Source organism: Amnibacterium sp. (assembly GCF_025463795.1).
Lineage (GTDB): Bacteria > Actinomycetota > Actinomycetes > Actinomycetales > Microbacteriaceae > Amnibacterium.
The window spans coordinates 1-23200 of sequence record NZ_JAODBE010000178.1 but is presented as its reverse complement, the minus strand read 5'-3'; the positions used below and the strand labels follow the sequence as shown (position 1 = coordinate 23200).

Annotated in this window: 21 protein-coding genes and 1 pseudogene; 11 read left to right on the top strand and 11 right to left on the bottom strand. The window is 73.1% G+C overall.

Annotated features, from left to right (window positions below):
- Positions 1 to 306 (top strand): annotated as a pseudogene (locus JWQ92_RS15295) (DNA polymerase Y family protein); the annotation flags it as partial.
- On the opposite strand, the gene JWQ92_RS15290 reads toward JWQ92_RS15295, so the two are convergent.
- Positions 303 to 947, bottom strand: a complete 645-nt coding sequence (locus JWQ92_RS15290) for a UdgX family uracil-DNA binding protein (protein ID WP_297345326.1) — start codon at positions 945 to 947, stop codon at positions 303 to 305. The pseudogene JWQ92_RS15295 and the gene JWQ92_RS15290 sit on opposite strands and share 4 nt — an antisense overlap.
- 163 nt (positions 948 to 1110) lie before the next feature.
- Between JWQ92_RS15290 and JWQ92_RS15285 the strand changes: the two genes are divergently transcribed.
- Complete coding sequence (locus JWQ92_RS15285; RefSeq protein ID WP_297345325.1) at positions 1111 to 4542, top strand: error-prone DNA polymerase; 3432 nt, start codon at positions 1111 to 1113, stop codon at positions 4540 to 4542.
- 13 nt (positions 4543 to 4555) lie between these two features.
- Positions 4556 to 5065, top strand: coding sequence for a GNAT family N-acetyltransferase (locus tag JWQ92_RS15280; RefSeq protein WP_297345324.1), 510 nt, complete (start codon positions 4556 to 4558; stop codon positions 5063 to 5065).
- Here JWQ92_RS15280 and JWQ92_RS15275 read toward each other — a convergent pair.
- Both JWQ92_RS15275 and JWQ92_RS15270 read right to left on the bottom strand, forming a co-directional pair.
- On the bottom strand, positions 5062 to 5913 hold the full coding sequence (locus JWQ92_RS15275) for an MSMEG_6728 family protein (RefSeq protein WP_297345323.1): 852 nt from the start codon (positions 5911 to 5913) through the stop codon (positions 5062 to 5064). The genes JWQ92_RS15280 and JWQ92_RS15275 overlap by 4 nt on opposite strands.
- Before the next feature lie 44 nt (positions 5914 to 5957).
- Positions 5958 to 7778 carry a DEAD/DEAH box helicase gene (locus tag JWQ92_RS15270; protein ID WP_297345322.1) on the bottom strand — a complete coding sequence of 607 codons (1821 nt, stop codon included), beginning with the start codon at positions 7776 to 7778 and terminating at the stop codon, positions 5958 to 5960.
- Between the two features lie 184 nt (positions 7779 to 7962).
- Here JWQ92_RS15270 and JWQ92_RS15265 point away from each other — a divergent pair, with 184 nt between their 5' ends.
- Positions 7963 to 8760, top strand: coding sequence for an SGNH/GDSL hydrolase family protein (locus tag JWQ92_RS15265; protein WP_297345321.1), 798 nt, complete (start codon positions 7963 to 7965; stop codon positions 8758 to 8760).
- Positions 8761 to 8762: 2 nt separating this feature from the next.
- On the opposite strand, the gene JWQ92_RS15260 is transcribed toward JWQ92_RS15265, so the two are convergent.
- Both JWQ92_RS15260 and JWQ92_RS15255 read right to left on the bottom strand, forming a co-directional pair.
- Entirely contained in the window at positions 8763 to 9983 is a 1221-nt protein-coding gene (locus tag JWQ92_RS15260) for a D-alanyl-D-alanine carboxypeptidase (protein ID WP_297345320.1), read from the bottom strand.
- A 44-nt stretch (positions 9984 to 10027) separates the two neighbouring features.
- Entirely contained in the window at positions 10028 to 10840 is an 813-nt protein-coding gene (locus JWQ92_RS15255; RefSeq protein ID WP_297345319.1) for an RNA methyltransferase, read from the bottom strand.
- 54 nt (positions 10841 to 10894) lie between these two features.
- Between JWQ92_RS15255 and JWQ92_RS15250 the strand changes: the two genes are divergently transcribed.
- Both JWQ92_RS15250 and JWQ92_RS15245 read left to right on the top strand, forming a co-directional pair.
- A complete protein-coding gene (locus tag JWQ92_RS15250; RefSeq protein WP_297345318.1) occupies positions 10895 to 11755 on the top strand; it encodes a Sir2 family NAD-dependent protein deacetylase in 861 nt (286 codons plus the stop codon).
- A 45-nt stretch (positions 11756 to 11800) separates the two neighbouring features.
- A complete protein-coding gene (locus JWQ92_RS15245; protein ID WP_297345317.1) occupies positions 11801 to 12409 on the top strand; it encodes a histidine phosphatase family protein in 609 nt (202 codons plus the stop codon).
- Between the two features lie 15 nt (positions 12410 to 12424).
- Here the strand turns inward: JWQ92_RS15245 and JWQ92_RS15240 are convergent, their stop codons facing one another.
- Together JWQ92_RS15240 and JWQ92_RS15235 are read right to left on the bottom strand one after the other, a co-directional pair.
- Complete coding sequence (locus JWQ92_RS15240) at positions 12425 to 13525, bottom strand: glycosyltransferase family 1 protein (protein ID WP_297345316.1); 1101 nt, start codon at positions 13523 to 13525, stop codon at positions 12425 to 12427.
- A 5-nt stretch (positions 13526 to 13530) separates the two neighbouring features.
- Entirely contained in the window at positions 13531 to 14427 is an 897-nt protein-coding gene (locus JWQ92_RS15235; RefSeq protein WP_297345315.1) for an alpha/beta hydrolase, read from the bottom strand.
- A gap of 134 nt (positions 14428 to 14561) precedes the next feature.
- Here JWQ92_RS15235 and treS point away from each other — a divergent pair, with 134 nt between their 5' ends.
- Positions 14562 to 16334, top strand: a complete 1773-nt coding sequence (gene treS / locus JWQ92_RS15230) for a maltose alpha-D-glucosyltransferase (RefSeq protein ID WP_297345314.1) — start codon at positions 14562 to 14564, stop codon at positions 16332 to 16334.
- A gap of 43 nt (positions 16335 to 16377) precedes the next feature.
- Positions 16378 to 17133 (top strand): exonuclease domain-containing protein, encoded by a 756-nt coding sequence (locus JWQ92_RS15225; protein WP_297345313.1) that lies wholly within the window; start codon positions 16378 to 16380, stop codon positions 17131 to 17133.
- Between the two features lies 1 nt (position 17134).
- Here the strand turns inward: JWQ92_RS15225 and JWQ92_RS15220 are convergent, their stop codons facing one another.
- The 3 genes from JWQ92_RS15220 to JWQ92_RS15210 all read right to left on the bottom strand — a co-directional run bounded on the left by JWQ92_RS15220 (position 17135) and on the right by JWQ92_RS15210 (position 19869).
- A complete protein-coding gene (locus JWQ92_RS15220) occupies positions 17135 to 18550 on the bottom strand; it encodes a glycosyltransferase family 39 protein (protein WP_297345312.1) in 1416 nt (471 codons plus the stop codon).
- Positions 18551 to 18654: 104 nt separating this feature from the next.
- Positions 18655 to 18906: a type B 50S ribosomal protein L31 gene (locus JWQ92_RS15215; RefSeq protein WP_297345311.1), complete on the bottom strand. Its 252-nt coding sequence runs from the start codon at positions 18904 to 18906 to the stop codon at positions 18655 to 18657.
- Between the two features lie 171 nt (positions 18907 to 19077).
- On the bottom strand, positions 19078 to 19869 hold the full coding sequence (locus JWQ92_RS15210) for an ABC transporter ATP-binding protein (protein ID WP_297345310.1): 792 nt from the start codon (positions 19867 to 19869) through the stop codon (positions 19078 to 19080).
- Between the two features lie 105 nt (positions 19870 to 19974).
- Between JWQ92_RS15210 and JWQ92_RS15205 the strand changes: the two genes are divergently transcribed.
- Complete coding sequence (locus tag JWQ92_RS15205; protein ID WP_297345309.1) at positions 19975 to 20376, top strand: DUF6855 family protein; 402 nt, start codon at positions 19975 to 19977, stop codon at positions 20374 to 20376.
- 1 nt (position 20377) lies between these two features.
- On the opposite strand, the gene glgA is transcribed toward JWQ92_RS15205, so the two are convergent.
- Complete coding sequence (gene glgA, locus JWQ92_RS15200; protein WP_297345308.1) at positions 20378 to 21565, bottom strand: glycogen synthase; 1188 nt, start codon at positions 21563 to 21565, stop codon at positions 20378 to 20380.
- An 83-nt stretch (positions 21566 to 21648) separates the two neighbouring features.
- Here glgA and glgC point away from each other — a divergent pair, with 83 nt between their 5' ends.
- Positions 21649 to 22890 carry a glucose-1-phosphate adenylyltransferase gene (gene glgC, locus JWQ92_RS15195; protein WP_297345307.1) on the top strand — a complete coding sequence of 414 codons (1242 nt, stop codon included), beginning with the start codon at positions 21649 to 21651 and terminating at the stop codon, positions 22888 to 22890.
- Positions 22887 to 23200, top strand: a 314-nt coding sequence (locus JWQ92_RS15190; RefSeq protein WP_367276749.1) for a haloacid dehalogenase-like hydrolase, incomplete at its 3' end; no start/stop codon positions are given. The genes glgC and JWQ92_RS15190, both read left to right, overlap by 4 nt.

Genomic DNA, 23200 nt, shown 5'->3' with positions numbered 1-23200 from the left:
GGGTTCGGCCCGGCGAGCGTGCTCGGCGACCGGCCCGACGTGGCGGTGCTCGACCCGGCGGGCGAGACGGTCGCCGTCGACGAGCGGGGCATGCCGAGCGGGCCCCCCGCGGGCTTCGTGCCGCCGGGCTCGAGCCGGCGCCGGCCGGTCACCGCGTGGGCGGGGCCGTGGCCGGTGGACGAGCGGTGGTGGGATCCCGTGGCGGCGCGCAGCGTGCACCGCCTCCAGGTCGTCGACGGCGACGGGGCGGCGTGGCTGCTCTGCTACGAGGCGGGCCGCTGGTGGGCCGAGGCCCGCTACGACTAGCCGGCCGCGGCGGCGGCGGTCTTCAGGTCGGTGACGAGCGCGGCGTAGGCGGCGTCGTAGCCGGGGTCGTCCCGCATCCGCAGCACGGCGGACGGATGCGCGGTGAGCAGCGCCTTCGCATCGGAGTCGGGGATGGCGCCCTCGAGCACGCGGCCGCGCTCGGCCCCGATCCGCACCGGGCGGCCGAACAGGGCGCGACCCGCGGTCGCGCCGAGGGCGACGACCATGCCGGGCGCGAGCTGCTGCAGCTCGGCGTGCAGCCAGGGGTGGCAGGCGGTGATGTGCACCGCTTCCGGCGTCTTGTGCAGGCGCCGCGTGCCGCGGAGCTCGAAGCGGAAGTGCTTCACCGCGTTCGTCCGGTAGACGGTGGCGGGGTCGATGCCCGCGTCCCGCACCGCCTGCACCAGCAGGGTGCCCGCGGGCCCGACGAACGGCATGCCGCGCCGGTCCTCCTGGTCACCGGGCTGCTCGCCGACGAGCACCATCGACGCCGACGGCGGCCCGGCGGAGAAGACGATCTGCGACGCCGGCTCCCACAGCTCGCAGCCGCGGCAGGCCTTCGCGGCCTCCTTCAACGCGTCGATGTCGGCGCCCTCCGGCACCCACTGCTGGGCACCTGGCCGCTCGATCCCGTCGTCCACACCACTCCTCCGTCCATTCCCGTGCCCCACGCTGCCACCGCTCCCCGTCCCTTGCCACTCCTGCACCCTTCGCGGCGCCTGAAGGGTGCGGAAGTGGCACGTCAGTCGGCCGGTGATCAGCGGTTCTCTTGCCGATGTAGAACAAGTGTTCGATACTGACGGCATGGGCTACAGCAACCCGCCGATCCCCTGGTCCGAGTTCGAGCGCCGGCTCTCCGACTCGCGCCGGCCGGGCGGCCCGCCGGTCGAGGCGGACGGCGGCGACAGCCCCGCGTGGTCGCTGAAGCGGCACCCGTACCGGGCGGATCCGCAGCCCCCGGTCCCCGACGCGGACGTCGTGCCGTACGCCGAGCTGCACGCGCACTCGAACTTCAGCTTCCTCGACGGCGCCTCGAGCCCCGAGGAGCTGCTCGAGGAGGCGAGCCGGCTGGGGCTGACTGCGCTCGCCCTCACCGACCACGACGGCTTCTACGGGGCCGTGCGGCTCGCCGAGGCGGCCGAGCAGCACCCGGTCTCCACCGTCTTCGGCGCGGAGCTGTCGCTCGGCCTCGGTGCCCCGCAGAACGGAGTGCCGGATCCGGAGGGCTCGCACCTGCTGCTCCTCGCCCGCGGCGCCGAGGGCTACCACGCCATGGCGGCGGCGATCACCGAGGCGCAGCTCGCGGGCCCGGAGGGCTCCCGCACCGGTGGCGCGGAGAAGGGCAAGCCGGTCTACGACGAGGCGGCGCTCGCCGACCGGCTCGCAGGCCGGGTGATCGCCCTCACCGGCTGCCGCAAGGGGCGGGTGCGGCAGGCGCTCGTGACGGACGGCGGACTCGATCCGGCGGCCGGCGGCCGCGAGCTGGACCGGCTCGTCGAGGCGTTCGGCCGCGACGGGGTCGTGGTGGAGCTGTTCGACACCGGCGGCCCGCTCGACTCCGCCGTGAACGACGCCCTGTTCGAGCTCGCCGGCGCGCGCCGGCTGCCGGTCGTCGCCACCGCGAACGCCCACGTCGCCACCCCGTCGGGCCGCAGGCTCGCCACGGCGCTCGCCGCCGTGCGCGCCCGCCGCAGCCTCGACGAGATGGACGGCTGGCTGCCCGCCACGGCCGCGCCGCTCTTCAGCGGGGCGGAACAGCGGATCCGCTTCGCGCGCTACCCGGGCGCCGTGGAGCGCACCGTGGAGATCGCGGAGGCGACCCGCTTCGCCCTGAAGAGCCTGAAGCCGGGCCTGCCGAAGCTGCCGGTGCCCGACGGGCACACGCCGATGACGTGGCTGAAGCAGCTCGTCCACGACGCGATCCCGCAGAAGTACCCGCGGGCGTCGCCCGCCGACCTCGCCAGGATCGAGCGGGAGCTCGCCGTCATCGAGGAGAAGGACTTCCCCGGCTACTTCCTCATCGTGTACGACATCGTGCGGTACGCGAGGTCGCGCGGCATCCTCTGCCAGGGCCGCGGCAGCGCGGCGAACTCCGCCGTGTGCTACCTGCTCGGCATCACCGCCGTCGACTCGATCTTCTTCGACCTGCCGTTCGAGCGCTTCCTGTCGAGCATGCGCGACGAGGAGCCCGACATCGACGTCGACTTCGACTCCGACCGCCGCGAGGAGGTCATCCAGTACGTCTACGCGACCTACGGGCGGCGCAACGCGGCCCAGGTGGCCAACGTGATCACCTATCGGCCGAAGAACGCGGTGCGCGACATGGCGAAGGCGCTCGGCGCCTCCACCGGGCAGCAGGACGCGTGGAGCCGCCAGGTGGAGCACTGGGGCGCGGTCACCTCGAGCGACGACCACGACATCCCGGCCTCCGTGGTGGAGCTCGCGGAGCAGGTGCTGACCTTCCCGCGGCACCTCGGCATCCACTCCGGCGGCATGGTGCTGACCGACCGGCCGGTGGGCGAGGTCGTGCCGGTCGAGCACGCGCGGATGCCGGGCCGCACGGTGCTGCAGTGGGACAAGGACGACTGCGCCTGGATGGGGCTCGTGAAGTTCGACCTGCTCGGGCTCGGCATGCTCGCCGCCCTGCAGTACGCGTTCGACCTCGCGGCGGAGCACCTCGGCGAGCGGTGGACGCTCGAGACGATCCCGAAGGAGGAGCAGGGCGTCTACGACCAGCTCTGCCGGGCGGACTCGATCGGGGTGTTCCAGGTGGAGTCGCGGGCCCAGATGGGCACGCTCCCCCGGCTGCGGCCGCGCCGCTTCTACGACCTCGTGATCGAGGTGGCGCTCATCCGTCCCGGCCCGATCCAGGGCGGCGCGGTGCACCCGTACGTGCGCAGACGACTCGGCGACGAGCCCGTCACCTACCTGCATCCGCTGCTCGAGCCGGTGCTCGCCCGCACGCTCGGGGTGCCGATCTTCCAGGAGCAGCTCATGCAGGTCGCGATGGCGGTCGGCGGCTGCACGGGCGAGGACGCCGACCTGCTCCGTCGCGCGATGGGCTCGAAGCGCGGCATCGAGCGCATCGAGTCGCTGAAGGAGAAGCTCTACGCGGGCATGGCGGCGAACGGCATCGATCGGGCGACCGCCGACGAGATCTACCTGAAGATCCAGGCGTTCGCGAACTTCGGCTTCGCGGAGAGCCACTCGCTGAGCTTCGGGCTGCTCGTCTACGCGAGCGCGTGGATGCGGCTGCACTACCCGGGGGTGTTCCTCGCGGCGCTGCTCCGGGCACAGCCGATGGGGTTCTACTCCCCCGCATCGCTCACGGCGGATGCGCGCCGGCACGGCGCCGTGGTGCGCCGGCCCGATCTCAACGCCTCGCTCGCCGACGCGACGCTCGAGCCGCTCGCCGCGGCGCAGGGGCCGACGGGGATGTCCGGCTGCCTCGATACCGACCAGCCGCCGGTCGAGCCCCGGTTCGACGCCGCCGCGCCGAGCCGCGACGCGGAGCACCGCCGCGACGGGAACCTCGCGGTGCGGCTGGGCCTCGCCGGGGTCACGGGCATCGGGCAGGCCCTCGCCGAGCGGATCGTGCGGGAGCGCACGGCGAGCGGGCCGTACATCGGGATCCGCGACCTCGCCCGCCGCGTCGGGCTCACCGCGCCGCAGCTCGAGGCGCTCGCGACGGCCGGTGCGTTCGAGTGCTTCGGCATGAACACCCGTGAGGCGCTGTGGGCGGCCGGCCCGGCCGCCGAGGAGCGGCCGGAGTACCTGCCGCACACCTCGATCAGCGTGCAGCCGCCGCTGCTGCCGGAGCCGAGCGGCATGGACCGCGTCGCGGCGGACCTGTGGGCCACCGGCATCTCCCCCGACGACCACCCCGTCGCCTACGTGCGCACCGACCTCGCCCGCCGTGGCGTGCTCACCTCGAAGGCGCTCCGCTCGGCCGAGAGCGGACGCCGCATCGAGGTCGGCGGCGTGGTGACGCACCGGCAGCGCCCGGCGACGGCGAGCGGCATCACGTTCCTCAACCTCGAGGACGAGACGGGGATGATCAACGTCATCGCGAGCGTCGGGGTCTGGCAGCGGTACCGGCGGGTGGCCAGGGAGGCGCCGGCGATGATCGTGCGCGGCATCCTCGAGCGCTCCCCGGAGGGGGTGGTGAACGTCGTCGCGGACCGGTTCGAGCGCCTGCCCATCGGAGCGCGGCACGTCTCCCGCGACTTCCGGTGAGCAGGATGGGGGCATGACCGTGATCCGGCCGCTCACCCTCGACGACGCGCCCGCCACCGGCCGCATGCACCTCGCGGCATGGCACGAGGCGTACGACGCGTTCCTGCCGCAGCGCTTCTGGGACCGCTTCACCGAGGAGGCGCGCATCGCCGCCTTCGCCCGGATGGCGACGGATCCGTGGCCCGGTCAGGTGATCGTCGTCGCCGAACGCGACGGCCGCATCGTCGGTGTGGCGACGAGCGGCCCCACCCGCACGGATCTGCCGCACGGGCGTCCGCCGGCGACGCCGCTCGAGCTCTACTCGCTCTACGTGCTCGAGGCCGAGTACGGCAGCGGCACGGCTGCGCGCCTGCTCGCGGCCGTCCTGCCCGACGGAGCGGCCGCCGAGCTGTGGGTCTTCGAGCCGAACGCCCGAGCGCTGGCCTTCTACGCGAAGCACGGATTCGTCCCCGACGGCGCACGGTTCTCGTTCGGTCCGGAGATCGGCGAGCAGGCGGAGATCCGCCTGGTACGGGGCGCCTAGGGGTGCGGGTCGCCGCCGACCGCGGGAACGGCGTGCGGTGGAGCGACCGGGAAGAGTCGACGCGGGTTCTGCAGCTCCGCGGGGACCGGCAGCTCACCCCGGGCGAGGTCGCCCTCGAAGTGCGCGGACCGGGCCTGGAACCCGGCACCGTCGATGGTCACCGCCGCGACCGGCCCGGTGACCCGGGCGAGGTGCAGCAGCGCCGGGTCCTCGCCGAGCACGGCCACGAGGGTTCCGGGCTCCAGCGCCTCCGCGAACCGCTCCAGCTGCTGGCGCCAGGCGGGCGTCACCTTCCCGGCGTCGTTCGTCTGCGGGACGCCGACCAGGCCGGCGTCGCGCCAGGTGGTGAGGTCGTCGACGCGCACGACCCAGAGCGGCGCCTCGGGCGGCGCAGGCGGTCGGGCGGGCGCCGGCGGCCAGACGTACTCGAGGTCGCGGCGGGTGCCGGGGAAGGCGCCCTCGTAGAACGCCGGATCCTTCGCGATCAGCCGTGACCGGTGGCTCTCGTGCACGGCCGGGTCGCCCAGCCAGGGTGGCAGCAGGCCTCGTCTCGCGAGCTCCTCCTGCGGCACGCCGTCGACCTCGGGCGCGAACTCGACGAGCTGCGGCCGCACCGTGTCGGCGTGGCCCCGCGCGAGCCATTCGTCCGTCACCGCGAGGCCGTACGCGGTGAGCGCGGGCACGTGCCCCCGCCACATCTGCACGGCCGGGTGCCGCTGCCAGCCGTACGTGGGCACGAGCAGCGCCCGCAGGATCTGCAGCGTCTCGACGCGCTGCTTGCCGAGCCGCGGCCCGTCGAGCAGCGCGGCGCTCTCCGCGAACGACGGATACGGCAGGAACGTCTGCATCGGCAGGAACCCTAGGGCGCGTCGCCGAGCGCGCCCCGAGTGGGTCAGCCGTTGATGCGCTTGCGCAGCAGGTCGATCCGCGCCTGGAGCTGCTCCGGCGACGCCTGCGCCACGGCAGGGCCGCCGCAGAGGCGCCGCAGCTCCGCGTGCACGGACCCGTGCGGCGCGCTCGTGCGATGCGCCCACAGCCCCACGAGGTCGTTGAGCAGCGCCCGCTGCTCCTTGATCCGCTTGTGCAGCGGCAGGTCGTGGACGGGCTGCTGCGCCGATGGCGGTGCGGTGGGCGGCCCGGGGCGGCCCTTCCCGCGCCGCTGCTGCTTCGCCTGCCGGTGGCGGAGGAGGTCCCGCACCTGGTCCGGCTCGAGCAGGCCGGGCAGGCCGAGGAAGTCGAGCTCCTCCTCGCTGCCCACCTCGGCCTCGAAGCCGAACTCGCCCCCGTCGTACAGCACCCGGTCGAACTTCGCGTCGCTGCCGAGCGCTTCGAACGCGCCGTCGAGCGTGAGGGTCTCGGACGCCTTGTCCTGCCGGTTCGCGGCGGTGAGGGCGTCCTCGTCGAGCGCGCCGGCCTCGTCGTCGGTCGACGGCCGGTCGAGCGCATGGTCGCGCTCCAGCTCGAGCTGCTCGGCGAGCTTGAGCAGCACGGGCACGTTCGGCAGGAAGACGGAGGCGCTCTCGCCCCGCTTCCTCGCCCGCACGAACCGGCCGATCGCCTGGGCGAAGAACAGGGGCGTCGAGGCGTTCGTCGCGTAGACGCCGACGCAGAGCCGCGGCACGTCCACGCCTTCCGACACCATCCGCACCGCGACGAGCCACCGCGACGTGCCCGCCCCGAAGTCCGCGATCCGGTCGCTCGCCTCCTTCTCGTCCGAGAGCACCACGGTCGCCGGCTGCCCGGTGATCGCCTGGAGGCGCTTCGCGTAGGCGCGGGCCGTCGTCCTGTCGGACGCGATGACGAGGCCGCCCGCGTCGGGCACATGCCGCCGCACCTCCGTGAGCCGCTGGTCTGCGGCCTGCAGGACGGCGGGGATCCAGTCGCCCTCCGGTGACAGCGCGGTCCGCCAGGCGTGCGCCGTGACGTCCTTCGTCGTCGCCTCACCGAGGCTGGCGCTCATCTCCTCGCCCGCGGAGGTGCGCCAGCGCATCCCGCCGCCGTAGACCATGAACAGCACGGGCCGCACGACGCCGTCCTCGAGCGCGCGCCGGTACCCGTAGGAGTAGTCGGACACCGAGGTGCGGAGACCGGCGTCGTCCGGCGCGTAGCTGACGAAGGGGATCGGCGCGGTGTCGCTGCGGAACGGCGTCCCGGTGAGCAGCAGCCGCCGGGTCGCGCCGCCGAACGACTCCCGCATCGCGTCGCCCCACGACAGCGCATCGCCGCCGTGGTGCACCTCGTCGAGGATCACGAGGGTCTTCGCCGACTCGGTCATCCGCTTGTGCAGGGCCGCGTCGACGCCCACCTGTGCATAGGTGAGGGCTGCGCCGTGCCAGTGCCGGCCGAGCCAGCCGTCGGAGTTCTTGAACACGGGGTTCAGGTGGATGGCGACGCGCTCGGCGGCCTCGGCCCACTGGCGCTTCAGGTGGTCGGTCGGCGCCACGACCGTCACCCGGTCGACGGTGCCGCGGGCCAGCAGCTCCTTGGCCAGGCGCAGCGCGAACGTGGTCTTGCCGGCACCCGGCGTCGCCGCGGCCAGGAAGTCGCGCGGCTCCCGCTCGAAGTACGCGGCGAGCGCCTCCTCCTGCCAGCGGCGGAGCGAACCGGCGGTGCCGCGCGGCGCCCGGTCCGGGAAGGCGGGTGGGAGGGCCGCCGCCTGGTGGGCCCCGGGAGCGGCGTCGAAGAGCGCGGTGGGACTCGGGGAGGAGGTCATCGCCGTCCTCCTCCGCGACCCCGGCGCCGAGGGCCGTCCCGGTCCTCGGTCGGTTGAGTCGCTCATCCGGTTGCCGACCCTATTCGACGCCGCCGGGACACGCCGAGGAGCCCCGGTCGCCGGGCGCGTCCCCTGCGCTGCGCCCACCGGATGCGGGCCGATAATCGTCGATCGGAGGACACGGATGACGGACACGGCCGAGACCATCGGGACCACGCCGGGCGGGAGCACCCCGCCGTGGCGGCGCTTCGTCGCGATCGGAGACTCGTTCACCGAGGGGGTCGGCGACCCCGATCCGGAGAGCCCCGGCGGCCTGCGCGGCTGGGCGGACCGGGTCGCTGAGGTGCTCGGCGCGCAGACGCCCGACTTCGCCTACGCGAACCTCGCCGTGCGCGGCAAGGTGCTCCGGCAGATCGTCGCGGAGCAGATCGAGCCCGCCGTCGCGCTGCAGCCGGATCTCATCACCCTCTCCGCCGGTGGGAACGACGTCATCCGGCCCGGCACGGATCCCGACGAGATCGCCGCCAGGCTCGATCCCGCCCTCGAGCGGCTGGCCGCGACCGGCGCGACGCTCGTGCTGTTCACGGGCGTCGACGTCGGCTTCTCCCCCGTGTTCCGGCGGATCCGCGGCAAGACCGCCGTCTACAACGAGCACCTGCGCGTGCTCGCGGCGCGGCACGGCGCGATCGTCGCCGACCAGTGGGGGCTGACCGCGATCCAGGATGCACGGTTCTGGTCCTCCGACCGGCTGCACCTCAACACCCTCGGTCACCACGAGGTCGCCCGCATGGTGCTCGACACCCTCGGCGTGAGCCACGGCCTGGAGCCCGGCAAGCCGGAGCCGCATCGGGTGCCGACGTGGCGGCAGGCGCGCCGGGACGACCTCGTCTGGACGCGCGAGTACTTCGTGCCGTGGGTGGTGCGGCGGATCCGCCGGGTCTCGTCCGGCGACCACGTGCAGCCGAAGCGCCCCGGCTTCTGAGCTCAGCGCACGGGGTGGGTCAGCCGCCACCACACGGGCGCGGCCAGCACGTTCCGGTCGAGCAGCAGCGGCACCCGGACGGTGCGGTCGGCGACCGCGAAGGTCACCGACCCGACCCGCTCGTTCTTCCGGCCACCGCGGATCTCCGCGACCTGGGTGGTGCGCCTGACGCTCTGCCTGCTCCACACGAGCACGGTCTGGTCGGCGGCCGCGATCGCCTTCGCGGTGCCGCCCCACTTCGTGTGGTAGGTCGCGAACGGTTCCGCCTTGCTCGACAGCCGCACCTCGTGCAGGCCCGCCGCGACGCTCTTCAGCAGGCCGGGCACGGTGGCGTCGAGCTGCGGATGGGAGGCGGCGCCGAGGATCACGCCGACCAGCTCGACCGGCGTGCCGTCGACCGTCACCTTCGCGCTGAACAGCAGGCACGCGCCGGCCTGGTCGGTGGTGCCGGTCTTCATCCCGTCGACGCCCGCCTGGCCGAGCAGCTCGTTGGTGTTCGTGAGCAGGCCGATCTGCGGCTCGGTGACGGTCGCCATCGACACGATCTGCGCGAGCACGGAGTTCGCGTGCGCGAGCTTGCCGAGCGCGACGAGGTCGGCGGGCGTGCTCCTGTCGCCGGGGTCGAGCCCGTTGGTGTCGACGAGCGTCGTGTGGGTGAGGCCGTTCGCCTTGAGGAACGCCCGCGCCGCCGTCAGGTACTTCGGCACGGAGCCGTAGGCCCACAGCGCGAGGGACTCCGCGTAGTTGTTGGCCGAGGGCAGCATCGTGGTCTCGATCGCCTGGCGCTCCGTGAGCTTCCAGCCGGCGGACACCGGGGCGTTGGAGCCGTTGTCGGCGATGACGTTCTGGTAGATCTGCACGTCGCGCTGCGTGAACGTGATCGTCGGGCCCTCCTGGGCGCCGGTGAGCGGCTTCCGCTGGAGCACGACGAGCATCGTGACGACCTTGGTGATGCTCGCGATCGAGTGCGGCGACTGGCTGCCGGATCGCGCGAGGACGCCGGGCAGGCCGACGGCGCCGATCGCGCCGTCGCCGAACGACGGGAACCGCGGATGCGCCGCCGGCGTCGTCGTGGCGGCCGCGGCCGGCACGCTGGCCTCGGCCTTCGGCACGGGCGCGAGGATCGCGACGGGAACGCCGATCACGACGACGAGGATGAACGCCGCGAGGACGGCGACGACGAGTCGGCGGAGCCGGTGGTTCGGCGTCTCGTCGTTCGGCACCGCAGAAGGATACGGAACATCCCGCCGGACCCCCCGGATGGGGGTCACCGCACGCGTGTCGCCCAGAGCGCGACGGCCGCGGCAGCGGCGACGTTCAGCGAGTCGACGCCGTGGAGCATCGGGATCCGCACGGTCAGGTCCGCGACCGCGAGCGCGGCTCGGCTGAGGCCGTCGCCCTCCGTGCCGAGCACGAGCGCCAGCCGCTCGGGGGTGCGGCGCTCCAGCTCGTCGAGGTCGATCGCGTCGTCGGCGAGGGCGAGGGCGGCGATCGTGAAGCCGGCGTCGTGGAGCAGGGGCGCGGCCGTGCCCCACTCCGGCAGCCGCGTCCACGGCACCTGCAGCACCGTGCCCATGCTGACCCGCACGCTGCGGCGGTAGAGCGGATCGGCGCACCGCGGTGTGACGAGCACGGCGTCCGCACCGAGGGCTGCGACGCTGCGGAACGCCGCACCGACGTTCGTGTGGTCGACGATGTCCTCGAGCACGACGACGCGACGGGCCCCCTTCAGCACGTCGGCCGGTTCGGGCAGCTCGGGGCGGTGCATCGAGGCGAGGGCGCCGCGGTGCAGGTGGAACCCGGTCATCGCCGTCAGCGCGGCGTCGTCCCCGACGTAGACCGGGACGTCCGGGAACGACCCGAGCAGGATCTCCAGCTGGGGCAGCCACTCGGCGCGGCTCAGCACCGCCCGGGGGCGGTGGCCGGCGGCGAGCGCCCGCTCGATCACCTTCGTCGACTCGGCGAGGTAGAGGCCGCCCGCCGGCTCGAGCTTGCGGCGCAGCGCCACGTCGGTCAGGCGCACGAAGTCGTCGAGCGCCGGATCGGCGAGCCCGTCCGGTGGCAGCCGCAGCACGTGCACGACGCTCTCCTTCCCGAAACCTGCTCGAAAACTCGCCCGATTATGCTGCCCAGCATGAGCCTGACCACGGGCGTCGTCCCGGCGGGGAGGTCGGCGGACGCGCCCGCCGGCCTCGAGCAGGCCCTCCCGCTGCTCGACGGCCGCATCGCGGTGCTCACCGGCGCGGGCATCAGCACGGACTCCGGCATCCCCGACTACCGGGGCCGCGGATCGGTCCCGCGCACGCCGATGACCATCCAGCAGTTCGTCTCCGGGGTCCCGTTCCGGCAGCGCTACTGGGCGGGCAGCTACCTCGGCTGGGCGCGCTTCGTCGCCGCCGAGCCCAACGTCGGGCACGTCGCGCTCGCCGACCTGGAGGCCGCCGGGCGGGTGAACGGCGTCGTCACGCAGAACGTCGACGGGCTGCACGCGAAGGCGGGGTCACGCCGGGTGGTCGAGGTGCACGGCTCGGTCCACCGTGTGCTCTGCCTCGACTGCGGGCAGACGTTCGCCCGGTCCAGCATCGCGGCGCGGATCGAGGCGGCGAACGGCTGGTTCGTCGAGCGGGGTGCTGGTGCCGCCCTGAACCCCGACGGCGACGCGGACGTGGGCGATGTGACCGACTTCGTCGTGCCGGACTGCACCGTGTGCGGCGGGGTGCTGAAGCCCGACGTGGTCTTCTTCGGCGAGTTCGTGCCCACCGAACGCTTCGTGGAGGCCAGCGCGCTCGTCCGCAACGCCGACGCGATGCTCGTCGCGGGCTCGTCCCTCGCCGTGAACAGCGGCATCCGGCTGCTCGAGCAGGCGCGCCGACGTCGGATCCCGATCGTGGTCGTGAACCGTGGCGCCACCAAGGGCGACAAGGTCGCCGCGGTTAAGATCGAGGGCGGGACCTCCGAGATCCTGAGCGCGCTGCGGGCGCACCTGCTCGGCTGACCTCACCCAGCAGGTCGGGTCCCCCGACCCTCCGGGAGCACCGCCATGACCGACCTCGTCCTCGTGCGCCACGGCGAGACCGAGTGGAACCGGCTCGGCCGGGTGCAGGGCCTGTCTGACATCCCGCTCAACGAGACGGGCCGCCATCAGGCCCTGGAGGCGGGCGATCGCCTGCGCTCCGAGCAGTGGGATGCGATCGCCTCCAGCCCCCTGGCGCGCGCCGCCGAGACGGCCGAGATCATCGCCCGGAAGGTCGGCCTGCCCGCGCCCGAGCTGGTCGAGGCGCTCGTCGAGCGCAACTACGGCGAGGCGGAGGGGCTCACCGGGGAGGAGATCGACCGCCGCTGGGACGGGGTGCTGAAGGCCCGCGAGTCGCGGGAGGCGGTGCTGGAGCGGGTCGTTCCGGCGCTCCTGGGGCTGGCGGAGCGGCATCCCGGCCAGCGGGTGCTGGTCGTGAGCCACGGCGGCGTGATCGGCTCGCTGGTGCGGATGGCGACCGATTGGACGTGGCCGGAGCGCGGCGTGCGCATCGAGAACGGGTCCGACCACGTGTTCCGGGTCGAGGACGGGCGGATCGAGCTCGTGAGCTTCGCCGGGCGGCCGTGGTCCGCGGACCTGCTGCCGGCGGAGGATCCGGTGCCCACGGCCGACTGAACCGCTCGGCCCGTCTCACCGCGGCGGCCGGCGGGAGCGGCGGCGCTCGGCGACCCGCTCGAGCACGGGCAGGAGGCGGGCCGCGGAGGCGTCCCAGCTGTAGGTGGCGACGTGCGCGAGCGCGGTGACCGACCTCCTGCGCCACTCCCCCGGGTCCTCCAGCCGCCGGATCGCCGCCGCGAACGACGCGGGCTCGCCGACGCGGGCGTAGAGCGCCGCATCGCCGCCGACCTCCCGGAAGATCGGGATGTCGGTGAGCACGACCGGCACCCCACGACTCATCGCCTCGACGACGGGCAGGCCGAACCCCTCGTCCCTCGAGGCCGAGACGAGGGCGGTCGCGGCGTCGAGCAGCGCGGCGTACTGCGCCTCGTCGACGCCCCCGTGGAACACGAGATCGGCGCCTCCCGCCTCCGCGGCGACCCGCTCGAGCGCGGCCCGTTCGCCGACCGAGATGCGGCTCGCCAGGTGGAGCGTCCACCCGGGCAGCTGCGCGGCGGCCCGCACGAGCGTCGCCACGTCCTTGTAGCCGATGAAGGCGCCCATGTACACGATCGACCGCTCCCGGGGACCCGGCGCCGCCTCGGGCAGCGGGGCCGTGTCGGGGGCGTTCGGCACCACGGTCACGCGGTGCGAGGTGAGCCGGTGCTTCGCGATCTCCGCGGCGACCGTCTCGGACACCGTGACGACCTCGTCCCCGCGGCCGAGCAGCACCCGCTGCGGGAGGTAGCTGAGGTAGGCGGCCCGCCAGAGCAGCCGCACCCACCAGGCGAACTCGGTCGGCGGGGTGCGGTGCCGGTAGTAGATGAGGTCGTGCAGCGTGAGCACGAGCCCGTAGCGCCGCCCGAGGGAGCCGGAGGTCTGCATGGGGCTGAACACCACGTCGGGCCTCAGCCGGTTCACGACGCGCGCGATGAGCGGCTCGAGCGGATGCGTGACCGGCCGGGTGCGCGCCCAGGGCAGGTCGGGCAGCAGCGCGAGCTGGCGCTCGTCGTCGATGAGCATGGTGAGCGGCAGCAGCCGCCCGAGGCCGCCGGTGATCCCGGCGGCGTACCGGCTGACGCCGTCGTGGCGCCCGTCGCGGCGGATGTAGCGGCAGTCGACGACGAGACGCATCGGCGTCACACCACCGGCACGCCCGCGAACCGGGCGATCTCGCGCGCGGCCGCCTCCGGCGTCTCGTAGTGCACGAGGTGCCCGACCTCGGGGATCACGGTGAGGGTCGCGTCGGGCAGCATCCGCTGCAGGGCCTCGACGTCCCTCACGAAGGTGATGTCGTCGTGCTCGGCCGCGACGAGGTGCACGGGCAGGGCGATCCGCGCCGCGTGCTCCGTGACGTCGTGGGTGACGGAGGCGCGGAACGCCTCGAGCACGACCCTGCGGCTCGCGTAGCCGGAGAAGTAGCGGTCGTGCTGGTTGTGGATCCACCGGCGCAGCTTCGGGTCGCCGGTCTTCGCCAGCACGATGGAGGAGCCACGCACGACCAGGCGGTTCTTCAGCAGGGCGCCCCCGACGCGTTCGGGCAGCAGGGCGCCGACCCGGTAGTACAGGGACGCGAGGCGGGTGCCGAGCGCGTTCGGGCCGGCGAGGGCGGGCGCGGCGATCGGGTTGACCAGGATCGCGCGGTCGGCCGGGAGGCCGGCCGCGAGGGCGGCGGCGACCACGATCGTGCCGAACGAGTGGCCGAGCACGATCGTCGACCCGTCGAGCCCGACCTCGGCGGCGAAGCGGGCGAGCCAGGCGGCGTACCCGTCGATGGAGTGCTCGCCCGGCAGCGGCGCCGACCGCCCGAACCCGGGCAGGTCGGGCGCGACGATGTGCACGCCGGGCAGGTGCGCGATCACCGGCTCGAGGCCGTGGTGGTCGCCGCGGAAACCGTGGACGAACAGCAGCGTCGGCCCCGTCCCGGGCTCGCCGTACTCCCACCAGGCGGCCGGCACGCCGTCGACGACGGCTACGTGCTGCGTCAGCGGGGTGCGCGCGAGCAGCGCGGCGTAGGGCGATGGCACGACCTTCATCCGAGCGAGCCTAGGAGGCCTCGAGCGATCCGCCGGGTAGGCGCCCGGCGCAAGCAGGAAGCTGACGGGGAGCCCGCTGCGCCCGGTCCTAGGATGGCCGGACCCCTACGCCGTTGACGAAGGACGACAGACCTGTGAGCTTCACTGCGCCGATCCAGCTGCCGGGCCTCACGAGGGATCCGCTCTGGTACAAGCGGGCGGTGTTCTACGAGGTCATGGTGCGGTGCTTCGTCGACTCGAACGGCGACGGTACGGGCGACCTCGGCGGGCTCGCCTCGCGCCTCGACTACCTGCAGTGGCTCGGGGTCGACTGCCTCTGGCTGCCGCCGTTCTACATGTCGCCGCTCCGTGACGGCGGCTACGACATCTCCGACTTCAAGCGGGTGCTGCCGGAGTTCGGCACGATCGACGAGTTCCGCGACCTCGTGCGCCGGGCGCACGAGCGCAACATGCGGATCATCATGGACTTCCCGTTGAACCACACGTCGGTCGACCACGAGTGGTTCCAGCAGTCGCGCAGCGACCCGGAAGGCCCGTACGGGGACTTCTACGTGTGGAGCGACACGGACGAGAAGTACCCGAACGTCCGCATCATCTTCGTCGACACCGAGGACTCGAACTGGGCGTTCGACCCGGTGCGGCGGCAGTTCTACTTCCACCGCTTCTTCTCCCACCAGCCCGACCTCAACTTCGAGAGCCCGGCCGTCCGCGACGCGATCGTGGACATCGTGAAGTTCTGGCTCGACATGGGCGTCGACGGCCTGCGACTCGATGCGATCCCGTACCTCTACGAGAGCGAGGAGGGCAACGGCGAGGGCGAGCCGAAGACGCACGACTTCATCAAGGAGCTGCGCGAGACCGTCGACCGCGAGTACCCGGGACGCATCCTGCTCGCCGAGGCGAACCAGTGGCCGCGCGAGGTCGCCGCGTTCTTCGGCAGCGAGGAGGAGCCGGAGTGCCACATGGCCTTCGACTTCCCCGTGATGCCGCGGATCTTCTACTCGCTGCGCTCGCAGACCGCCACGGAGCTGGTCCGGATCCTGTCCGAGACGACCGACATCCCCGGAGCCGGCGCCTGGGGGGTGTTCCTCCGCAACCACGACGAGCTCACGCTCGAGATGGTCGACGAGGAGTATCGGCAGGCGATGTACGGCTGGTACGCCTACGACCCGCGGATGCGGTCGAACATCGGCATCCGCCGCCGCCTCGCCCCGCTGCTCGACAACTCGCGGGCCGAGCTCGAGCTCGCGCACGCCCTGCTCTTCTCGCTGCCGGGCAGCCCGTTCCTGTACTACGGGGACGAGATCGGGATGGGCGACAACATCTGGCTGAACGACCGCGACTCGTCGCGCACACCGATGCAGTGGACGCCGGACCGCAACGCGGGCTTCTCGACCGCGGACCCCGGCAAGCTCTACCTGCCGGTCGTGCAGTCGCTCGTGTACCACTACTCCCTCGTCAACGTGGAGTCGCAGCTGGCCCAGTCGCGGTCGTTGCTGCACTGGATCCGGAACGTGATCCATACGCGCAAGGCCCATCCGGTGTTCGGGCTCGGCGACCTGAAGGTGCTGCCCACGGACCACGACTCGGCGCTCGCCTTCGTGCGCTCCTACGCCGGGACGGGCACCTCGACGGGGCTCGGCGACCCGCCCGAGCAGGTGCTCTGCGTCTTCAGCTTCTCCCAGAACCCGATCGCCTTCACGATCACGGCGCCGGAGCTCGCCGGCGCGCAGCTCACCGACCTCTTCGGCGGCGCCCGGTTCCCGACCATCGACGAGCAGGGCCGGGTCACCATCACCCTCGGCACGCAGACCTTCTTCTGGCTGAAGGTCGTGCTGCCGCAGGAGCCGGCGACCACCACGACCGCGATCCCGGTGCTCCCGCCCGCGCCGGTGCCGGTGCGCTGACCCGTCACCCGGCGGTGTCCGAGGCCGCTCCTAGCATCGCGGCATGACGGATGTGGGGGTCCAGCTCGAGGAGGTGACGACCGTCGGGGCCACGCCCCTTGCGGTCGCCGCACAGGCCGCGTGGTCGCGCGCGCTCGGGGTCTTCGACCTCGAGACGACGGGTGTCGACACGTCGGTGGCCCGGATCGTGACGGCCCACGTGGGCGTCATCGACGAGACCGGCGCGGTCGTCGAGCGCAAGGACTGGATCGTCGATCCGGGGATCGAGATCCCCGACGGCGCCGCCCGCGTGCACGGCATCAGCACGGAGCGGGCCCGCCGGTTCGGCCGCTCCCCGTACGAGGTCGTGCCCGAGATCATCGCCGCGATCCGCAGCGTCTTCGAGCGCGGCTTCCCGCTCGTCGTCTACAACGCGCCGTACGACCTCACCCTGCTCGCGGCCGAGGCCGCCCGGGTCGGCGTGCCGTCACTCGAGCTGCCGGCGCCGATCGTCGATCCGCTCGTGCTCGACAAGGCGGTCGACCGGTACCGCAAGGGCAAGCGCACCCTGGAGGCCGCTGCCGCGGCGTACGGCGTGCCGCTGGTCGGGGCGCACGACGCGGGCGCGGACGCGATCGCGGCCGGGCGGCTCGCGCAGGCCATCGCGGTCCGCTTCGCGGACGACCTGGACCTCGCGCCCGCCGACCTGCACGAGCGGCAGGTCGCGTGGTGCCTCGAGCAGGCCTCCCGCTTCGAGGAGTACATGCAGCGCACCCACGACCCGGCGTTCACGACGTCGGGCGCCTGGCCGTGCCGCTGAGCTAGCCCAGGTGGGCCGTGCGGGCCCAGATCGACGACATCGTCGCGGTACGGCCGGTGCACACCTGCACCGGCGCCCCCTGCTCCTCGCTGTGCACGGCGAGGCCGCTGTCGAGGTGCCCGACCGTCCGGCATCCGGCGAACGAGTCCTGCAGCCAGGAGAGCCCGCGGCCGACGGCGACGACGGTGCGCGTGCCGGCGGGCGGCGGGGTGAGGGCGTGCATCCCGTTGTGCCCGCTGTACACCCGGGAGGCGAGCGACGGCGCGAACCGCTCGATCGCGCCGGCCTCGCCGTAGTTGGCGGTGAGCACGATGGTGCCCCGGCTGTGCGCGGCACGCACGACGTCGACCTCGGCGGCGTAGCGAGGCCAGCCGACCTGATCGCGGGCGACCTTGTCCCAGGCGGGGATCGGGGTCAGCCCGAGCACCGGCAGCGGCACGATCGGCAGGGAGACGATCGCTCCGGCTACCGTGTTGATCGCCACCGCCGCGATCACGAGCCGGCGACGCCCGCGGGTCCCCGCCCATTCCACGACGGGGATGCAGCCGACGGCGAAGACGGCGGCGAGCACGCCGTAGCAGTAGTAGAACTGGGCGCCCATCTCGATGACGATCGCCATGACGACCACGAACGTCGCGGTGATCAGCCGCAGCGGCCGCCAGGCCGGGCGCCGCCCGATGGCGACGAGGCCCGCGATCCAGACGGGGACCAGCGTCGGGCCGAGGAGCACGGTGAGGAAGGGCACCACGAACGGCCGCACGAGCATGCCGTTCGCCGAGGACAGGGCGGACCCCATCGCCAGTTGCGGGAACCCGTGCGTGGCCTGGAACACGAGGTTCGGTGCGCCGATGACGATCGTCAGCATCGCGCCGGCGGTGGCCCATGCCCAGGTGCGGGCCGGTGCCCGGACGAGCAGGAGGCCGACCGCGAGTCCCGCCAGCAGCACGAGGACGAGCAGCTTGTTGTAGAGGCTGGCACCCGCGACGAGACCTGCCGCGACCCACCAGACCGGCCGGTCGCGCAGCACGGCGCGCAGCGCGAGCAGGATCACGAGCGGCCAGACGAGGAGGTCCAGCGACGCGGTGAGCATCACGTGGCCGAGCTGCAGGGTGAAGTCGGCGAACCCGTAGCCCCAGGCGGCGAGCGTCTGCGCCCGTCGATCCCCGCCGGCCTCGGCCGTGATCCCCGCGACCACCACGACCGACGTCGCGGCGGCGAGCGCCGCGGGGATCCGGATCGCCCAGACGGTGTCCGACAGCAGCGAGATGCCGTGGACGAGCAGCGGCGTCAGCGGCGGCTGGTCGGTGTACCCCCAAGCGGCAGGCAGCAGCCGGAAGTAGAGCTCGTCGCGGTGGTAGCCGTACGCCGGCGAGAACGCCAGCAGCACGAGCAGCAGCGCTCCGGCCGCGAGCAGCACCGGACCGCGCGCCAGGCGGGCGCGCTCGAGCAGCGCGGAGGGTTCGGCGCGTCCGAGCGGCGCCTCAGGCGCCGCCGTCCCGACGGGACCGGTGCCGGTGAGGCTCAGCGACCGAAGTTCTTGAAGCGCTGGTTGAACTTCTCGACGCGGCCGGCGGAGTCGAGGATGCGCTGCTTGCCCGTGTAGAACGGGTGCGAGGCCGACGAGATCTCGACGTCGATGACGGGGTAGGTGTTCCCGTCCTCCCACTCGATGGTCTTGCCGGAGCCCACGGTCGACCGCGTGAGGAACGCCTCACCGGACGCGAGGTCGCGGAACACGACGGGGCGGTACTCGGGGTGGATGCCGGACTTCATGCGTTGCGTTCTCCTTCCGCGCCGCCGCTGCTGCGGCGCGGGTCGTGGGTGGTCCGCCGAGGCCGGCGGAACGGACTCGGCTCCCGTCCCGGGGGACGGCTCGCGTTCGGGTCGGTCGTGGGCGAAACCCGTGGCCCGGCCGGCCGACCCACGATGCTACCAGCCCGGGGGTCAGGCGGTGTAGGAGGCCCTGGCGGCGTAGCGGCCGTCCTGCTCCGTGATCTCGACCGGGAGACCGAAGGTCTCGCCGATCCGGTCCGACGTGACCGTCTCGGGGATCGGTCCGGCGGCCACGACCGCGCCCTGCCGGAGCAGCAGAGCGTGGGTGAAGCCGACCGGGATCTCCTCGACGTGATGGGTGACCATCACCATGCCGGGAGCCGCGGGCGCGCTGGCGTAGCCACCCAGCAGCTGCAGGAGCTCCTCGCGCGCGCCCAGGTCGAGACTCGCGGCCGGCTCGTCGAGGAGCAGCAGCTCGGGGTCCGTCATCACCGCACGGGCGATCTGCACCCGCTTCTGCTCACCGTCGGACAGGTCCCCGAACCGGCGGTCGCCGAGGTGGTCGAGCCGCCACTCCGCGAGCACCCGCTGGGCGCGACGGACGTCGATGTCCTCGTACTGCTCGCTCCACCGGCCGGTGACGCTGTACGCGGCCGTCAGCACCACGTCCAGCACGGTCTCCGACGCCGGGATGCGCTTCGCCATCGCCGTGGAGGCGAACCCGATGCGCGGCCGCAGCTCGAACACGTCCGCACGACCGAGCCTCGAATCCAGCACCTCGACGGTGCCGCGGGTCGGGTGCAGCTGCGCGGCGGCGAGCTGCAGCAGCGTCGTCTTCCCGGCGCCGTTCGGCCCGAGGACGACCCAGCGCTCCGCGCTGTCGACGCTCCACGAGACGCCGTCGAGGATGGTGGTGCCGCTGCGGGTGAGGGAGACGTCGGTCAGCTGCAACACCACAGGCATGTCCCCAACCCTACCGAGGCCGTTCGTGGGCGGATCCCGACCGAGCCCCCTTCTGCCGGGGCCCGGAAGGTGGTCGACTGTGCTCCGACACGAGGAGGTGCCGCCATGCCGGAAGGCACGAAGGAGGACCCGTGGCCGCTCACCACGGCCCCCGGGACCGCGCAGTACACCATGTGGCGCGAGCCCGACGCGGATCCGCCCGCGCTCGTCTGCCAGGTCGGGTCGACGACCCTGCGGTATCGCCTCGAAGCGATCGACGACCTCCGCGCCTGGCTGGCCGCGCAGAGCGACTGGGTGCCGCTCGGGGCGGCGGACGAGCAGAAGCCCGCCGCTGCCGGGACGGTCGAGGCGTTCGGCCGGGACGATGCGAACCCGGTCGGCGGCTGGTACGGGCTGCGCAAGGGCTACCGCGGCCGGTTCGGCATGTACCTGCCGCCGCTGCTCGAGGCCCTCGGGGTCGCCGAGCTCACCCACGACCCGCGGAACAACCGGATGCGGGCGCGGTGACTCAGCCGGCGAGCAGCCCCTCGTAGACCGAGACGGTCTGGGCGCCGATCGCGTCCCAGTCGAAGACGGCCTCCGCCCGGGCCCGGCCGGCGGCACCGTACCGCGCCGCCGTGACGCGGTCGGTCACGACCTCGGTGAGCGCCGCCGCCAGATCGGCGACGAACCGGTCGGGGTCGAGTGGCGTGCCCGTGCCGTCGGTGGCCTGGTCGATCGGCACCAGCCGTCCGGTCTCGCCGTCGACGATCACCTCCGGGATGCCGCCCGTCGCGGTGCCGACGACGGCGGTGCCGCAGGCCATGGCCTCCAGGTTCACGATGCCGAGCGGCTCGTACACCGACGGGCAGACGAACACGTCGGCCGCCGTGAGCAGAGCCGTCAGCTCGTCCCTCGGCAGGATCCGCTCGATCCAGACGACCCCGCCGCGCTCCTGCTGCAGCTCGCGGACGAGGCCGGAGACCTCCGCCATGATCTCCTTCGTGTCCGGCGCTCCGGCGCAGAGGACCAGCTGGACGTCGGACGGCAGCGCCTTCGCGGCCCTCAGCAGGTACGGCAGGCCCTTCTGGCGGGTGATGCGGCCGACGAAGATGATCGTCGGCCGGTCCGGATCCACCCCGAACGAGCGGACGACGTCCGCGTCGGGGTTGGGGCGCCAGGCGGCCAGATCGATGCCGTTGTAGACGACGTGCATGCGAGCCGGATCGACGCCCGGGTAGCAGCGGAGGATGTCGTCGCCCATGCCGCGGGAGACCGCGATCACGGCGTCGGCGGCCTCGAACGCGGTGCGCTCGATCGCGCTGGAGATGCGGTACCCGCCGCCCAGCTGCTCCGCCTTCCACGGCCGCAGCGGCTCGAGGCTGTGCGCGGTGACGACGTGCGGGACGCCGTGCAGCAGCTTGGCGAGGTGGCCGCCGGCGTTCGCGTACCAGGTGTGCGAGTGCACGAGGTCGGTCCCTGCGGCGCCCTGCGCCATCTGCAGATCCACGCCGAGGCTGGTGATCGACCCGTTGGCGCCGTCGAGCTCGGCGGGGGTGCGGTACGCGGTCACGCCGGCCTCGTCGCGCGGCGACCCGAAGCACCGCACCTGCACCTCGATCCGGGTGCGGAGCGCCTTCACCAGCTCGGCCGCGTGGACCCCTGCGCCGCCGTAGATCTCGGGCGGATACTCCCTGGTCAAGAGGTCGACTCGCATGGGTGGAACCCTAGCCCCGGCGCCCCACGGAAGTCCCGGTCGAGGGCCAGACTCCGGCCGTGCCCTGGCACTACGGTGAGCCCATGCCATCGAAGAAGATTTTCGGCATCGTGCTCGCCGGCGGCGAGGGCAAACGGCTCATGCCGCTCACCGAGGACCGGGCCAAGCCCGCAGTGCCGTTCGGCGGGGTGTACCGGCTCGTCGACTTCGCGCTGTCGAACCTGCTGAACTCCGGGATCACCCAGATCGTCGTGCTGACGCAGTACAAGTCGCACAGCCTCGACCGCCACGTCGCCGAGACCTGGCGGCTCTCCGGTCTCCTGAACTCCTACGTGGCGTCGGTGCCCGCGCAGCAGCGGCTCGGCAAGCGCTGGTTCGCCGGCAGCGCCGACGCGATCTACCAGAGCCTCAACCTCATCGGCGACGAGGAGCCCGACATCGTGGTCGTGGTCGGCGCCGACCACGTCTACCGGATGGACTTCCGGCAGATGGTCGATGCGCACATCTCCTCCGGCCGCAGGGCGACCGTCGCGGCGATCCGCCAGCCGATCGACCTCGCGAGCTCGTTCGGCGTCATCGACGTCGACCGGGCCGACCCCACCCGCATCAAGCGGTTCCTCGAGAAGCCGAAGGACCCGGAGGGCCTGCCCGACTCCCCCGGCGAGGTGCTCGCCTCGATGGGCAACTACGTCTTCGACACCGACGCCCTGATCGAGGCCGTCCGCGACGACGCCCAGCTGGAAGGCTCGGACCACGACATGGGCGGCGACATCGTCCCCTACTTCGTCGACAGGGACGAGGCCGGCGTCTACGACCTCATCCGCAACGAGGTGCCCGGTGCCACCGACCGCGACCGCTACTACTGGCGCGACGTGGGCACGATCGAGTCGTTCTTCGACGCGCACATGGACCTCGTCTCGGCGCTGCCCGTCTTCAACCTCTACAACCGCGCGTGGCCGATCTACACGCAGACGCTGAACTCGCCGCCCGCGAAGTTCAACCGCGACGGCTGGGGCAACAACACGGTCGTGCACGACTCGATCGTGTCGCCGGGCTCCATCTTCAGCGGCTCGCGCATCGTGAACAGCGTGCTCGGGCCGTGGGCGATCGTGGAGTCGGGCGGCGCCGTCTCCGACTCGGTGCTCTTCGACCGGGTGCGCATCGGCAAGGGCGCGGTCGTGCAGCGGGCGGTCCTCGACAAGAACGTGGTGATCGAGGACGGCGCGCGCGTCGGCATCGAGCGCGAGCGCGACCTGGAGCGCGGATTCACCGTCACCGACAGCGGCATCACCGTCGTCGGCAAGGGGGTCCGGGTCGTCCCGTGAGCCCGCTGCTGGTCGTCCTCGACGTCGACTCGACGCTGATCGGCCAGGAGGTGGTCGACCTGCTCGCGGACGCCGCCGGCGTCGGCGACGAGGTCGCGGCGATCACCGAGGCCGCGATGCGGGGCGAGGTCGACTTCGCCGGCAGCCTGGCGCGCCGCGTCGCGCTGCTCGAGGGCCTGCCGGTGTCGGCGCTCGCCGACGTGCGGCGCAGGATCACCGTGACCGCCGGCGTGCCGGAGCTCCTGTCGGCCGTGCACGGGGCGGGCGGCCTGGTCGGCGCGGTCTCCGGCGGCTTCGACCGCGTGCTCGC

Excerpts from the sequence above, each read along its gene's own strand:
- JWQ92_RS15210 (WP_297345310.1), bottom strand. The coding sequence starts at position 19,869 with ATGCCTGTGGTGTTGCAGCTGACCGACGTCTCCCTCACCCGCAGCGGC.
- JWQ92_RS15270 (WP_297345322.1), bottom strand. The coding sequence starts at position 7,778 with ATGACCTCCTCCCCGAGTCCCACCGCGCTCTTCGACGCCGCTCCCGGG.
- JWQ92_RS15215 (WP_297345311.1), bottom strand. The coding sequence starts at position 18,906 with ATGAAGTCCGGCATCCACCCCGAGTACCGCCCCGTCGTGTTCCGCGAC.
- JWQ92_RS15205 (WP_297345309.1), top strand. The coding sequence starts at position 19,975 with ATGCCGGAAGGCACGAAGGAGGACCCGTGGCCGCTCACCACGGCCCCC.
- JWQ92_RS15280 (WP_297345324.1), top strand. The coding sequence starts at position 4,556 with ATGACCGTGATCCGGCCGCTCACCCTCGACGACGCGCCCGCCACCGGC.
- JWQ92_RS15240 (WP_297345316.1), bottom strand. The coding sequence starts at position 13,525 with ATGCGTCTCGTCGTCGACTGCCGCTACATCCGCCGCGACGGGCGCCAC.
- JWQ92_RS15250 (WP_297345318.1), top strand. The coding sequence starts at position 10,895 with ATGAGCCTGACCACGGGCGTCGTCCCGGCGGGGAGGTCGGCGGACGCG.
- JWQ92_RS15245 (WP_297345317.1), top strand. The coding sequence starts at position 11,801 with ATGACCGACCTCGTCCTCGTGCGCCACGGCGAGACCGAGTGGAACCGG.
- JWQ92_RS15265 (WP_297345321.1), top strand. The coding sequence starts at position 7,963 with ATGACGGACACGGCCGAGACCATCGGGACCACGCCGGGCGGGAGCACC.
- JWQ92_RS15235 (WP_297345315.1), bottom strand. The coding sequence starts at position 14,427 with ATGAAGGTCGTGCCATCGCCCTACGCCGCGCTGCTCGCGCGCACCCCG.
- JWQ92_RS15285 (WP_297345325.1), top strand. The coding sequence starts at position 1,111 with ATGGGCTACAGCAACCCGCCGATCCCCTGGTCCGAGTTCGAGCGCCGG.
- glgC (WP_297345307.1), top strand. The coding sequence starts at position 21,649 with ATGCCATCGAAGAAGATTTTCGGCATCGTGCTCGCCGGCGGCGAGGGC.
- JWQ92_RS15275 (WP_297345323.1), bottom strand. The coding sequence starts at position 5,913 with ATGCAGACGTTCCTGCCGTATCCGTCGTTCGCGGAGAGCGCCGCGCTG.
- JWQ92_RS15225 (WP_297345313.1), top strand. The coding sequence starts at position 16,378 with ATGACGGATGTGGGGGTCCAGCTCGAGGAGGTGACGACCGTCGGGGCC.
- glgA (WP_297345308.1), bottom strand. The coding sequence starts at position 21,565 with ATGCGAGTCGACCTCTTGACCAGGGAGTATCCGCCCGAGATCTACGGC.